We start from the raw sequence: 14,381 nt of genomic DNA on the forward strand, positions 1-14,381 counted from the left end.
GGGATTATTCTTCAATGTTGTATTAATTACACTATGCTTAGTGTAATTTTCCTGATATCCTTTTAAAATTTTAAGCATTTATAGCTTAAACCATCTATATTGAGAACGTAAAACATCGTTTCATCTCTAAAAAGCTTATTAAATCTTGGAAATTTCGGCGAATAATGTGGAATTGCTTATCGGAAAGCTTTCCCTCTTGAAAAAAGAAATACAAAAGGTCATTGTTGGCCAGGATGTCGTAATTGAAGAAATGCTGATTGCATTGATGGCCGGTGGCCACTGTTTACTCGAAGGGGTGCCAGGATTAGCAAAGACGCTCATGGTACGAACCATGTCGCAAGCACTGGATCTTTCCTTCCGCAGAATTCAGTTTACGCCAGACCTTATGCCAACAGATATCCTGGGTACAGAAATTCTGGAGGAAGATCACATTACCGGCAAGCGCTTTTTCAAGTTTAACAAGGGGCCCATATTCGCGAATATTATCCTGGCGGATGAAATTAACCGTACGCCGCCGAAGACCCAATCGGCATTGTTGGAAGCCATGCAGGAGTTTGAGGTTACGTATGGCGGCCAGACCTATCCCTTAGATAAACCTTTCTTTATCCTGGCTACGCAGAACCCGATAGAACAGGCGGGTACATATCCCTTGCCCGAGGCGCAACTTGATCGATTTCTTTTATATGTAAAAATTGGATACCCATCTGTTGAGGAAGAAATCGAGGTGCTTAAAAGTACTACCGGTGTGAAGAAGACGCCGGTACAAGCCGTTATAGGTGCTGATGATATCAAACAATTGCAGTCGCTGGTACGCGAAGTAACCATTAGTGATGATCTGGTTGCTTATGTAACGGAGATCATTCGTGCAACGCGGCCAGATACCACGGCACATAATTATGTAAAAGAATGGGTACGCTGGGGCGCAGGGCCACGTGCAGGGCAGGCGCTTATTCTTACCGCCAAAGCCCGGGCGCTCTTTCTTGGCCGTTATGCAGTGATTCCTGAAGATATTAAAACCATGGCATTCCCCGTATTGAGACATCGTATTCTGATGAACTTCAAGGCCGAAGCGGAGAACGTGAGTGCCGACCGTGTTACTGAAGAGCTGATCAGACTAATTGCTATACCAAGCTGGAAATGAGCAAACTCCTCGATCCAAAGATCATGATGGCCATCAAAGAGCTTTCACTCGCTGCCAAAACAACGATTGAGGGCTTTATGCAGGGCATTAATAAAAGCGCAGTCAAAGGACCGGGTATGGAGTTCAGTCAATACAGGAGCTATCAACCGGGCGACGATCTTCGGCTTTTAGACTGGAAGATGTTTGCGCGTTCTGACCGATATTATATCCGCGAGTCTGAGATAGAAACGAATATCACCTTGAGGTTGGTAGTCGACGCAAGTGCCTCGATGAATCATCAGGATGGCGCCTTTAAAAAGATTGACTATGCACGCTATCTGGCTGCTTCGCTGGCATATCTTGGCAATTTGCAGGGCGACGTCATAGGACTAAATATTTTTCAGGAGAAGGAAGTTATAGCGCTTCCTGCAAAGCAGGATTTCCAACATCTTTCCCGCCTGTTTTATCAGTTGGAGCAAATCAAACCTGAAGGCACATTTACCCCTGCAAATATATATAAGCCGCTTTATGTCGCAGGTGGCACTAAGGAGCTTACTATTTTTATCTCAGATCTTTATCAGAACACGGATGAGATCTTTGACATGCTTGATGTGGCCGGGACAATGAAACACGAAGTCATTGTATTTCACTTGATGTCAAAAAATGAACTTGAACTTGATTTTAAAGGTTACTCCAACTTTGAAGACCTGGAATCCGGCGAGACCATTCAAGTGGACCAGGGCTCCATTCGGAAAACCTATTTGGCTAATCTACAAACTTACCTGGAACAAGTGAAAAAGCGTGCGCTCGACAAACGCATTTTCTACCGGATGCTCAGTACGGATGAGCCTTTGGACCTTGCAATAAGAGATTTCCTGAACCAACGTAAAAAGTTAAAAGTATAGCAAAGGAACCAGCGTATGTTTCAAATCTTATATCCTTTAGGTTTACTAGCTGCTGCCGGAATAGCGATCCCGATCATCATCCATCTGTGGAACATCAGGTCGGGTAAGACCCTGAAGATCGGTAGTGTTTTTCTGCTTGGAAAACCTACAAACCAGCGCTCCAGGAGTTTCAGACTGCAGGACTGGCCACTACTCCTAATCCGTAGCTTGTTGATCCTGCTTATTGCCTTTTTATTGGCAAGCCCTGTATATGTTAAAACCATTCGTGCAACAGCCAAGCAGGGCTGGATATTGCTCGAAAAAGAGCATTTCTCGAAATTATGGAAGCTCCAGCGCAAGAAATTGGATTCCTTAGTTAAAGCAGGGTACGAAATCCATGACTTCGCGCCTAATTTCAGTAAGATTGATATAAAAGATACGGCCACTCTTTTCTCAACACGCTCCTCGGGCAAGCTCCCATATTATGCTTTGATCCGTCAACTGGATGTTCAGCTACCTGCGGGAGCAAGTGTTTACATCTTCGCCGACAAACAGCAATACAACTTTGAAGGTGAAAAACCCAAAACCAAGTTGAAACTGCGTTGGCATTACTTGCCTGTAGATAGCGCTAATACGCACTGGACCGCTGCCGCCTATGCGCTTCAGGATGGGGGTATAAGAAAGCTTGAAGCACAATTGAGCGATAAAGGCATTTATTATAAAGCTTCGAATGGTAATATGGCGGATGATGAGCCAATTGTAGACACTGCCACGATCGGCATACAGATCTATGGAGGCGAAAACAAAATTGATGTTGCTTATGTACATGCTGCTACCCAGGCAATTGCACAGTTTACCCAAAGAAAAATACGAGTTGAAAATATCGGAGCTATTGACGCAGTTAACCGGAATACGAGGCTGCTGTTTTGGCTATCTGAAAAGCCGCTTACAAGCTCAGACATTAAGAAATTGCCCCGTGAGGTAAAATTGTTTAGCTACGCCGGTAGCAAAGCCGAGCGGTTCAGGTCTGAAATCGTGGATCTCCAGGTTACTGCCATGCGTAACGTAGCCCTGTATAGGAAAACAGCGCAGGCGGATCATGATGGCGAGCCGGTCTGGCTGGATGGTTCAGGAACACCGGTTTTATCGATAAGCGACAGCCTTGGCGTAAAGCATTATAGATTTTATAGCCGTTTTAATCCTGAATGGACCAATATGGTGTGGTCAGATCAAATGGTGTTTTTTATGATGCCCTTGGTATTGCCCGAAAGTGGCGCAGCTGAAGGGTTCAGGGATGCTGTAAAACTGCCGGTTACAGCAGATGAGCAAAATGGGATTGACACAGATTCAACCAAGCTCCAAGTGGAGCCGCAGGTTATAGAACAAGATTTAAATCCCTATCTCTGGGCTTGCTTGTTGGTGCTGTTTTTTGTTGAACGTTGGATCACTTTTACCAAAAGAAAAGTTGCTTTATGAGTGTGTTTAAGGGAAAGATCTGGTTAGAAAAGCTTCGAAGACGCTGGGTTGTTTTAACAGCGGTACGCCTGCTTTTATTTTCGATAGCGCTTGCGATAATAACCACAGTCTTATTAAATTTCTTCTTTAATGCTGATTTAGCTGTATTCTTTATACTGTTGATCATCAGCTTTGTTATGTTGTCTTTTTTAAACAAATACTGGCAGTTGTCACTGCACCAGGTTGCCAGTTTTGTGGACCGGAAATTCCCGGAAGTTGAAGACAGTTCAAGTCTTTTACTCCTTTCGCCTGAAGATCTTTCCGGCTTGCAGCGCTTGCAGGCAGAAAAGATAAGCCAGACGCTTTCAAGCCATGAATTGCCCATGGAGCCAGTGCATCAACTTCGGGTGCCGGTGATCGTTATGGCTTGTAGCATCTTCTTCTTTGTATTGTTTCCCAGACTGTCTAAAACGGGGCAGGACCTTGAACATACCGTACATGCACCCGCTGAGAAAAAGATCGTTAAGGAACTGGTGCCAACAAAAATATCCGAGTACAACATTGCGATTGTACCACCTGCATATACCGGAAAAAAGACACGCCAACAGGAGCAGTTCACGCTAAGTGCTGAAGCCGGTTCAAAGGTGAGCTGGAAGCTGGAAACTTCCGGACCGGTGGAGGATGTTCAGTTCATCTGGAATGATAAGCAAAGCTTTAAACTCCGGAAGTTAGACCAGGCGGGTAAGTCCTGGACCTTCGAGAAAGTGCTGAATCAACCTGGCTTTTATCAGGTAATGCTGGATGGAAAGAGATCTGATTTCTACCAGGTGGAGCTTATTGAGGACCAAGCGGTGGCCATCAAGATTCAACGCCCGGAGCAGCATAGCACCATTGATTTCGGACAGCCACACCGGGTGGACCTCCAGGTGCTTATGACGGATGACTATGGTATTTCCAGTGCCGCTATTTATGCGACAACGGCAAGTGGTAAGGGAGAGGCTGTGAGCTTTAAAGAGCACAAGCTCAGCTTCAATACCGCCATAAACAATCAAAGATCGCTGAACCTTAAACAGCAGTTGTCACTTGCAAGCCTCGGTATGAAGCCAGGTGATGAACTATACTTCTACGTCAATGCTACGGACAACCACGGACAGCAGAGTCGCTCTGATATGTACTTTGTGTCCATACAGGATACTGCGGCTTTGATGAGCATGGCGGGAATCGACAACGGCGTGAATCTGGTTCCCGAATATTTCAGGAGTCAGCGGCAGATCATTATCGATACGGAGAAGCTTTTACGGGAACGAAGTTCACTATCAGAGAGTGATTTCAAGAAGCGCAGCAATGAACTGGGAATTGATCAGAAAATGCTCCGTTTGCGCTATGGGAAGTTTCTGGGTGAAGAAGAAGAAACCAACATTGGTGGAAAAGGGGAAGAACACGAAGAGCATAGTGCCGATGATGGACACGGGCATGGGGCACAGGAAGCCGCACCAGCCTATGGCGACGTTCAGGGGCTTATGGATCAGTATGCACACAAGCATGATCAGGCAGAAGATGCAACATTCTTTGAGCCCGAGCTTAAAGCCCAACTAAAAGCCACCCTTAACGAAATGTGGAGTGCTGAACTACAATTGCGAACATACGACCCTCAAAAGGCGTTGCCTTTTGAATATAAGGCATTGCGCTTATTGAAGGATCTCCAGCAAAAATCACGTGCTTATGTGGCAAAAACTGTTGTGAAAACTACACCGCTGAAAGCAGAAAAAAGGTTAACCGGAGAACTTACAGAAATACAGCAGACGGCAGCTAAAAGTAAAAACACCGATGCTAAAGACAGAACTTCAGATCTAAGTGCCAGCCTGTCGCTGTTGGAGGCGCGGAAAGCTGGGGCTAAAGGAAACCCTCTAGATCTAAGGGTGCTGCGCGTTTCAGAACAAGCGCTCGTGAATGCGGCTTCCACAGCACCAGCTAAATATCTGCCGGCCTTAAAAGCGATGAAGCGCATTGTGGCCTCCTGGACTGTCCAAACCGATTTGACTGCGGAGCTTGCCATTGCTGAGCGTGGCATAAACGCCCTTGTTGGTGCAAGCCAGGCCAGGCCATATAAACAAGCTGGAAGTTCCAACGACCTCAGCAAAGCATACTTCAACCAATTAAACCGAACCATCCGCTGATATGCCGAACCTGTATCTTTACACCATTCCCGTTTTACTTTTAGCAACTTTCATGGTTTACCATGAAGTAAGAAGAGCAAACCGGAAACGTCTGATCTTAAGGATTCTTGCTGTTCTATTTAGCGCAGCTGCATTGCTGTTCCTGATCATTCCACTTAAATACGATGTAGCGCGCAGCACAACTGCAAAGTCCATGAATTTCCTAACTGAAGGTGTGTTGGATAAGGATCTTTCAGGGGACAAATATTTCACTTCGGAGACTAAGATTGTACAGGCACTAGGTAAGGACCGGGTCAGCTACATTCCCGATCTTCAATACCATTTGGCTACCCATCCGGAGATTTCCTCGCTAAATGTATATGGCTATGGGCTCCCAGAATACGTGTTAAACAGGCTGCAGAATACTAATATCATCTTTCACCCTGTAGACCTGCCAATAGGTTTTACCGCTTGTAATTGGGCTGAAACCTTGCCTGCATCTGAAATTCAACGTGTTCAGGGGAGTTTTAATAACAGCAGTAACCGTCCTGTGAAAGTATTGCTGGAAGGGCTAGGTACGCGGTTGGATTCTGTGACCATCCCGGCAGGCAAACACCAGTCATTTACCCTTTCCTGTACCCCGAGACAAACCGGCCGGGCGGTATATCAGCTGCAGGCTTTTGCAGGAGCAGAAAGGGTAGCCAGCGAAGAAATTCCTTTTGAAACAATCGAGCAGCCAAAGACCAAGATCCTGGTGCTGGCCTCCTTTCCGGATTTCGAGTTCAAGTTTTTGAGGAACTGGCTGCTTGAGCACCGATACCCAGCACTATTCCGGACCAGGATCAGTAAAGATAAGTTCAGTACGGAGCAAGTGAATCTGGAAGGTTCTGAAAGCTCCAATCTTACACCGGCGACATTCAGGAAATACGATCTGGTCATCGCTGATGATGAAGAGCTGGCCAGTTTAGGAACGCTAAACGGAGCGTTACAGCAAGAAATCCGGGCAGGTTTGGGCTTGGTGCTGCGCTTGAACGAAGCCAAAGCACTGTCAGCCTTCAGCAAAGGCTTCAACATCCGGAGTACCACGGATAGCATTACCACCGCTGTGCAACCTGTGCTCAGCGAAAATAACCAGCAATTAACGGCTGTGCCAGTAAGTCAGCCAGTTTACCTGGCGGCAAACAATACGCAGCAAGTATTGGTACAGGATCCAAAAGGTAAAGCGCTTGTGAACACGGCACTACAGGAAAATGGAAGGGTTACCGCAACTGCAATTCCCGCAACATTCAACTGGGTGCTCAATGCTGCCACCGCCGACTATTCAAATTATTGGTCAACACTGATCAAACAGACCGCACGCAAGACCACCAACAATTTCTACTGGAATGTGGAACCTAAGAAGCCGACGATTGGGGAACAGGTGAAGCTCAGTTTCCAGAGCGGAAGCGATGTGATGCCATCGCTAGAAGTGAACAAGCAGCATTTGGCGGTACAGCAGCATCTGGTTCTACCATTCTACTGGCAGGCTGGTTTTCGTGCGGAGCGTAAAGGCTGGAATACATTCTCCACGACAGCGGGCAAAGAGCAGGCTTTATATGTCTATGATGAATCGGCATGGCAGGCGCTTAAAGCGGAAAAATTGACAACAGACAACGCTTCCTTCGAGAAATTACAAGGTAAAAAGAAGGGTTCATCTGAGAAAGTAGTGCAACACGTAGAGAAATCCGTTTCTAAGTGGATATTTTTCGTTGTTTTTCTGCTAAGTGTTGGCTTTTTATGGTTTGAAACGAAAATATTGCAATAGCGAATTGCAATAAATACTAAATTGAGACACATAAACTAAAAAACGAACTGCATTGAAAAGAAAAGATTTTATTAAACTGTCGGGGATGGGCTTAGGAGCGATGTTCCTTCCGAACCTTGCGGCTTACGGAACGCCTATCGATCCGCTGCAAGCCCTGGATCGTGTAGATCCAAAAGTTAAAAAACAACTGGCGGATGTTGCGCTAAATGCAGCCAAGTCTAAAGGCGCCAGCTATACCGATGTACGTATTGGACGTTATCTAAACCAATTTGTCGCAACCCGCGAGAAAAGGGTCCAAGGTGTGGCCAACACGGAGTCTTACGGTATCGGTATCCGCGTAATTGCGAACGGCTGCTGGGGCTTTGCAGCAACGAACAATGTTACCGCTGATGGTATTGCCAAAGCCGCAGAACAAGCTGTTGCGGTTGCGAAAGCAAATGCTAAGATCCAGGGTGAGCCGGTTAAACTCGCACCGCAAAAAGGATACGGCGAGGTAAGCTGGAAAACACCTTTGGAGATCAATTCCTTCGAGGTTCCCGTAAAAGAGAAAGTAGATCTTCTTCTAAATGTAAACGATATCGCGCTTCAAAATGGCGCAAGCTTCGTCAACTCTGTGATCTTTGCCGTTAACGAGCAGAAGTACTTTGCATCTACGGATGGTTCTTATATTGACCAGGATGTACACCGCATCTATCCTTCATTCACCGTTACCCGTATCGATCGAGCTTCGGGCAAGTTCCAAACCAGGAGTTCACTGAGCTCTCCGATGGGAATGGGCTATGAGTATATGCATCCAAAGGCTGAAGAAAAGGTTGCTGGTATTTTACCGCGTTACAAAGCAAGATATGACATCCTGGAGGATGTGAAGTTCGCAGCCTTGAACGCTGCAGAGAAGGTAAAGGCGAAAACGGTTGAACCGGGTAAATACGACTTGGTGCTTGATCCATCGCACCTTTGGTTAACCATCCACGAATCTGTTGGACACCCGACGGAGCTCGACCGTGTACTTGGATACGAAGCCAATTATGCAGGTACCAGCTTCCTGACGCTTGATAAATGGCAGAGTAAAAAGTTCCAGTTTGGAAGCAACAAGGTTAATGTGGTAGCCGATAAAACCCAGGTTGGATCTCTGGGTGCTGTAGGATATGACGATGAAGGTGTGAAGTGTAAAAAATGGGACATCATCAAAGACGGTGTCCTGGTGAACTACCAGGCCATCCGCGACCAGGCGCACATCATTGGGCTCGAAGAATCTCAGGGCTGCTGTTATGCACAGGGCTGGGACGATGTTCAATTCCAACGCATGCCGAACGTATCCCTGCAACCGGGTAAGGAGAAATTGAGTGTGGATGACATGATCAAGGATGTGGAGAAAGGCATTTACATCAATGGAAACGGCAGTTTCTCCATCGATCAGCAGCGCTACAATTTCCAGTTTGGCGGTCAGACATTCCATGAAATTAAGAATGGTAAGATCGTAGGCATGCTTAACGACGTGGCTTATCAGGCAAATACCCAGGAGTTCTGGAATTCCTGCACCGCCATCTGCGATGCAAGTGATTACCGTTTGGGTGGTTCCTTCAATGATGGTAAAGGTCAGCCATCCCAAAGCTCTGCAGTATCTCACGGCAGTGCAACGACCAGGTTTAATGGAATTAATGTTATCAATACAGCAAGAAAAATATAATTATGGCGATATTAAGTAAAGAAGAAGCCCAGGCGATCTTAAAGAAGGTGATCTCTTTTTCCAAAGCAGATGCCTGCGAGGTGAGTTTAAGTGGCTCTGATGGCGGTAATATCCGCTATGCCCGGAATGCCGTTTCAACAGCGGGGCAGATCAGTGTCATGAGTCTGGGTGTAAGTTCAACCTTTGGCAAGAAAACCGGTACAGCAACGATCAACGAGTTTGATGATGCCTCACTTCAAAAGGTGGTGCAAAGAGCTGAAGAGCTGGCCAAGCTGGCGCCGGAAAACCCGGAATATATGGCACCACTGGGGCCGCAAACCTACGCGGAATCGACCACTTTTAATCAGGCTACAGCAGCAATGACGCCAGATACACGGGCGGAAATGGTTGGTAAAAGTCTTTCTGTGTCGAAAGCTGCAAATCTCGAAGCAGCGGGATTCCTGGAGAATTCCACCAGGTTCAATGCTATTATGAACTCCAAAGGACTTTTCGCTTATAACAAAGGTACTGATGTATCTTTCTCTGTAACGGTGAGAAACCAGGAGGGCACGGGCTCCGGCTATGTAGATCAAAGTTTTAATGATCTCAATAAAATGGACACGCTTGCCCTAAGTAAAATCGCTGCAAGTAAAGCAACAAAATCTGCAGGTGCAAAGGCGATTGAGCCTGGTAAGTATACGGTAATTCTGGAGCCCCTTGCGGCCAGTGATATCATAGGCAACATGTTCAGGGGTTTTGATGCCAGAAGTGCAGACGAAGGCCGTAGCTTCATGAGCAAAAAGGGTGGTGGTACCCGCCTTGGCGAGCAGTTATTCTCTGAAAATGTGAACATCTATTCAGATCCATTAAATCCGGAGCTGCCATCATCAACCTGGGACGGCGATGGACTTCCGATCAAAAAGACGCAATGGGTGCAGAACGGTGTCGTGAAAAACCTCGCTTACTCGAGATACTGGGCGGATCAGAAAGGGGTACAACCCTTATCCATGGGTCGGAGCCTCGTAATCGAAGGTGGCAACCAATCGCTTGAAGACCTGATCAAGAGCACTGAAAAGGGCATCCTGGTGACCCGCTTCTGGTACATCCGCTCTGTAGATCCTCAAACATTACTACTAACCGGTCTTACCCGTGACGGTACTTTTTACATCGAGAATGGTGAAATCAAGTTTCCGTTGAAGAACTTCAGATTCAACGAGAGCCCGGTGATCATGCTGAACAACGTAGAAGCACTCGGAAAACCTGTGCGTACAGGCTCAGGCATGATCCCGCCGATGAAGATCCGTGACTTCACCTTCACTTCACTATCTGACGCTGTTTAGGCTTCGAACAACAAAAACAATAGCAATGAAAGCTCATTGCTATTGTTTTATCTAAAATTATAAGCAATTGAGAAGAAGAGATTTTTTATACATGACCGGGGTAGGTGCGGCTACAGGGCTCCTTCCTGCAATGCCAGCTTTCAGCCGTGAAATTTCTATAGAGGAAGCATTGACGCCAGTTGATGTGAAACTAAAAAAGCGCATGGCAGACGTCGCGCTAAACGCGGCCAAATCCAAAGGGGCAACCTACACTGATGTTCGTATTGGCAGGTACCTGCGACAAGTCGTTGCAACCCGGGAGAACCGGGTGGATAATATTGCAAATGGCGAATCTTATGGCATCGGAATACGGGTGATTGCAGCCGGGAGCTGGGGTTTTGCCGCGACCGACAAGCTGGATGATGCAAATATTGCAAAAACCGCAGAGATGGCCGTCGCAATTGCCAAAGGTAATGCCAAACTGATGACGGAGCCGGTGAAACTTGCACCGCAAAAGGGCCATGGCGAGGTAAGCTGGAAGACACCAATTGAGGTGAATGGCTTTGAAGTGCCCATTGCCGAGAAAGTGGAACTGCTGCTGGGTGTTAACGCTGCGGCCATGCAGGCAGGTGCAAAGTATGTAAACTCCAACATGTTCCTGGTGAACGAGCAAAAGTATTTCGCTTCGAGTGATGGTTCATACATCGATCAGGACATCCATCGGATCTGGCCAACATTTACCGTAACCAAGGTGGATGCAGCAGGAGGAAAGTTTGAAACACGGAATGCCTTAAGTGCGCCGATGGGCATGGGCTATGAATATCTTCGTCCAAAAGCTGACCAGAAGATCAAAGGTGGACCCCTGACCATGTATAAGAACAACTATGATATTCTGGAGGATGTAAAGGAAGCTACGGCACATGTAGATGAAAAGCTTAAGGCTAAGCCGGTCCAGCCGGGTAAATACGACCTTGTACTGGATCCCTCACATTTATTCCTGACAATTCACGAGTCAGTAGGCCACCCGACTGAGCTTGACCGTGTACTCGGTTATGAAGCGAACTATGCCGGTACCAGTTTCCTGACGCTGGATAAATGGGAAAGCAAGAAGTTTAACTTCGGTAGTAAAGAAGTGAACATTGTAGCGGATAAAACCACGCCAGGTTCTTTAGGTGCCGTTGGTTACGACGATGAAGGTGTAAAGTCTGGCAAATGGGATATCATCAAAGATGGTATCCTCGTTAACTATCAGACCATTCGCGATCAGGCACACATACTTGGCTTGAAAGAATCACAAGGCTGTTGTTATGCTGATAGCTGGGATAGTATACAGTTCCAGCGTATGCCGAATGTTTCTCTTGCCGCGGGCAATGCGCCACTTTCGGCTGCTGAGATGGTAAAAAATGTAGAAAAGGGAATTTACATGTTCGGGCGTAATTCCTATTCGATCGACCAGCAACGTTACAACTTTCAATTCAGTGCACAGCTCGCTTACGAAATCAAAGACGGAAAGCTAGTCGGCATGCTGAAGGATGCCGCTTACCAGGCAAATACACAGGAGTTCTGGAATTCATGTGTGCAGCGTTGCGATAAGAACGACTACCGCCTTGGCGGAACTTTCTCTGATGGTAAAGGGCAGCCAAGTCAGGCGAGCGCTGTTTCACATGGCAGTCCAACCACAAGGTTCAATGGCGTGAATGTAATTAACACGGGACGTAAGCTCGGATAATCGCTTGATTTATAAAACATAAAGAGCCCTGCTATTTGATTAGCAGGGCTCTTTATGTTTTATGAAGCTGGCAGTTGCTTATGCCTGGGTTCCGCCCGGAACAGGGGCATGCTGTTCGATCAGCTTTGCCTGTTTCAAGTCTGCCCACAATTCCGAAGGAATTTTCGCCGCCATCGCCAGTGCATTGCTGCTGGCCTGTTCGGCGGTACTCGCGCCGGGTATCACGGACGCAACCACGGGATGTGCAGCTGCGAATTGTAAAGCCACCGTTCTGAGGTCAACATTGTACTTCCCGATTACTGCATTGATTTTCTTTCGTTTTTCCAGCATCTCTGCAGGAATGGTATCGCCATAATTGAACCGGTCACGGTTTGCCAGAAACCCAGCATTCAATGGTCCACCGATGACCGCTTTAACCTTCTTTTTCTCCATGGCAGGGAATAGCTTGTCCAATGCGTTTTTATGGTCAACAAGAGAATACTGTATGGCTACCAGGCATACATCCGGATCAGCCACTTCCATGGCTTTCAAGATTGGTTCCGGGGTATTTACCCCCATGCCCCAGCCCTTGATTATGCCTTCCTCTCGCATTTTCGTAAGTTCAGGAAATGCACCTTTCGCCGCGATATTGAACTGCTCCATCCATTTGTTGCCAAGTTCACCCGTGTCGGGAGAGAGGTCATGGACGTATACGATATCGATGGATGATAAACCTAAGCGCTGTAAACTATCTTCAATGGATCGGCGTACGCCTGCTGCCGTATAGTCAAACCGGTATTTAAAATTTAACTTGCCCTTCCATAGGCTTTTCGGATCTGATTTGAAGGCAGGATCGGCATCAAATACACGCCCAATTTTGGTCGAGAGTACGAACTCGTCCCGGTTCTTTTCAAACAGGAAATGACCCATTCTCCGTTCACTCAGCCCAAAGCCATAAAAGGGTGAGGTGTCAAAATACCGCACGCCGGCATCCCATGCAGCAGATATGGCCATTTCAATTTGTTGATTACTGTTTACATGCCAAGCATTACCTGCAGCAACGCCACCGAGGCCAAAATTCTTTTTCAGTTTAAATTCTTGTATTTGTTTATCGGACATCTTTGGAGAGTTTTGGTGTTCATCAAAAGGAAAGGACTTCGCAACCAGGCCCGAGCTGCCGGCAGTAACTACAGCAGCTGTTGCGATTGTGGCCTTTGCGATGAAAGCCCTTCTGCTTTCCTTTTCTGAAGCATCGTTTTCAATGTTATTCATAGTTTATCGAGATTACGATGATGATATAACACTTGTCGCCGTTTTATGTTCCTGATTAAATCAATTGATTCTACCAAGGTACTGGCTGGTAGAAACGGCTAACCTGTCGTCGGATACAAAGCCAAGGTAAACCTCCATGCGCTTGTTGAGGAATGACGCTGGCAGCGGTAGTACATCTTGTCCCGCCATCCTTCGTGCGCCGCTTGTCTGGTAAATGCCGCTTTCCTCATCCGGAAAGTAGGCCATCATCATTGCCTGATCATGCTGGATGCTCCAACCGAGTGTTGCATCTGCCTGCCAGCTAAAGGTCAATCCTGTCGGGTTCAAGGATACAGCTGCTTCTTCTGCAGCCGGGGAACTGCCTTCGCTCAGCCTTACTTTAGTGTAATCGATCACATAGCTGCCCTCTTCCAGCTTTAAAGCATGCCGCAAGTTATAGGACATCGCCAGATTGAAATACGACCTCACGGTACCACGACTCTGATTGATATAGCCGGCTTTCAACATTGGCTTAATACGAGTCAGAAAGTTCATCAGGGTTTTCATGGAACCGCGGGCGCTCAGTTGCGCCGCAGTTGGCTTGTCCTTAAATGTTGCTTTCTTGCGAACGACCGTCTGCCCGTTTAATTCGTAAAAGGTGAAGTTGCCCACACTTCCGTTTGCCGGACCTAGAATACCATCTGGTGCTTTTGCCATTTTGTTTAAGAGGTTAATTCAACATTATTGTTGTTTATACAATGTCAGTAAAATTTATACCATTAATTACAAATGGAGTGATTTATTTCTGTGTAGAACAGTAGTCGAAAGAAAGTCGCTACGTCGTTCCTACGTCTCCATACGTAGGAAGTACGTAGCAAACACCTACCAACTTCCTTGCAAGTACGGTCCAACAGAAAGTGTAGTATAAACATGCACTTCCGTGTAGTATACTGGTATTTGTTTACAGTGGAAAGTCTGTTTACTATATGTTGTTTACAATTAATACTTTATTACTGGA

General features: G+C 46.6%; 10 protein-coding genes. 8 read left to right on the forward strand and 2 right to left on the reverse strand.

Annotation, left to right across the window (positions count from 1 at the left end):
* Positions 1-196 precede the first annotated feature (196 nt).
* From ACTHQF_RS12665 to ACTHQF_RS12700, 8 genes are all read left to right on the forward strand, one after another.
* Positions 197-1,141, forward strand: coding sequence for an AAA family ATPase (locus ACTHQF_RS12665; protein WP_440430587.1), 945 nt, complete (start codon positions 197-199; stop codon positions 1,139-1,141).
* Positions 1,138-2,025 carry a DUF58 domain-containing protein gene (locus tag ACTHQF_RS12670; protein WP_440430588.1) on the forward strand — a complete coding sequence of 296 codons (888 nt, stop codon included), beginning with the start codon at positions 1,138-1,140 and terminating at the stop codon, positions 2,023-2,025. The genes ACTHQF_RS12665 and ACTHQF_RS12670 overlap by 4 nt, the downstream gene beginning before the upstream one ends.
* A gap of 15 nt (positions 2,026-2,040) precedes the next feature.
* Positions 2,041-3,480, forward strand: a complete 1,440-nt coding sequence (locus ACTHQF_RS12675; RefSeq protein ID WP_440430589.1) for a BatA domain-containing protein — start codon at positions 2,041-2,043, stop codon at positions 3,478-3,480.
* A 176-nt stretch (positions 3,481-3,656) separates the two neighbouring features.
* Entirely contained in the window at positions 3,657-5,636 is a 1,980-nt protein-coding gene (locus tag ACTHQF_RS12680; protein WP_440430590.1) for a hypothetical protein, read from the forward strand.
* Between the two features lies 1 nt (position 5,637).
* Complete coding sequence (locus ACTHQF_RS12685) at positions 5,638-7,419, forward strand: hypothetical protein (protein WP_440430591.1); 1,782 nt, start codon at positions 5,638-5,640, stop codon at positions 7,417-7,419.
* Between the two features lie 52 nt (positions 7,420-7,471).
* Positions 7,472-9,106: a TldD/PmbA family protein gene (locus tag ACTHQF_RS12690; protein ID WP_440430592.1), complete on the forward strand. Its 1,635-nt coding sequence runs from the start codon at positions 7,472-7,474 to the stop codon at positions 9,104-9,106.
* Between the two features lie 2 nt (positions 9,107-9,108).
* The gene (locus tag ACTHQF_RS12695) at positions 9,109-10,425 is read left to right on the forward strand and encodes a TldD/PmbA family protein (protein WP_440430593.1); all 1,317 of its coding nucleotides are present in this window, start codon (positions 9,109-9,111) and stop codon (positions 10,423-10,425) included.
* 67 nt (positions 10,426-10,492) lie between these two features.
* On the forward strand, positions 10,493-12,133 hold the full coding sequence (locus tag ACTHQF_RS12700; RefSeq protein ID WP_440430594.1) for a TldD/PmbA family protein: 1,641 nt from the start codon (positions 10,493-10,495) through the stop codon (positions 12,131-12,133).
* A 78-nt stretch (positions 12,134-12,211) separates the two neighbouring features.
* Here ACTHQF_RS12700 and ACTHQF_RS12705 read toward each other — a convergent pair whose 3' ends face one another.
* Complete coding sequence (locus tag ACTHQF_RS12705; protein WP_440430595.1) at positions 12,212-13,384, reverse strand: aldo/keto reductase; 1,173 nt, start codon at positions 13,382-13,384, stop codon at positions 12,212-12,214.
* A 60-nt stretch (positions 13,385-13,444) separates the two neighbouring features.
* The gene (locus ACTHQF_RS12710; RefSeq protein ID WP_440430596.1) at positions 13,445-14,080 is read right to left on the reverse strand and encodes a DUF6266 family protein; all 636 of its coding nucleotides are present in this window, start codon (positions 14,078-14,080) and stop codon (positions 13,445-13,447) included.
* Positions 14,081-14,381 lie beyond the last annotated feature (301 nt).

The sequence above is a fragment of the Pedobacter sp. SAFR-022 genome (genome assembly GCF_051965375.1).
Classification (GTDB): domain Bacteria; phylum Bacteroidota; class Bacteroidia; order Sphingobacteriales; family Sphingobacteriaceae; genus Pedobacter.

Bases quoted from the DNA above. Each gene is read 5' to 3' on its own strand.
- ACTHQF_RS12680 (WP_440430590.1), top strand. From the start codon at position 3,657: ATGTTGTCTTTTTTAAACAAATACTGGCAGTTGTCACTGCACCAGGTT.
- ACTHQF_RS12705 (WP_440430595.1), bottom strand. From the start codon at position 13,384: ATGAATAACATTGAAAACGATGCTTCAGAAAAGGAAAGCAGAAGGGCT.
- ACTHQF_RS12670 (WP_440430588.1), top strand. From the start codon at position 1,138: ATGAGCAAACTCCTCGATCCAAAGATCATGATGGCCATCAAAGAGCTT.
- ACTHQF_RS12675 (WP_440430589.1), top strand. From the start codon at position 2,041: ATGTTTCAAATCTTATATCCTTTAGGTTTACTAGCTGCTGCCGGAATA.
- ACTHQF_RS12695 (WP_440430593.1), top strand. From the start codon at position 9,109: ATGGCGATATTAAGTAAAGAAGAAGCCCAGGCGATCTTAAAGAAGGTG.
- ACTHQF_RS12685 (WP_440430591.1), top strand. From the start codon at position 5,638: ATGCCGAACCTGTATCTTTACACCATTCCCGTTTTACTTTTAGCAACT.
- ACTHQF_RS12710 (WP_440430596.1), bottom strand. From the start codon at position 14,080: ATGGCAAAAGCACCAGATGGTATTCTAGGTCCGGCAAACGGAAGTGTG.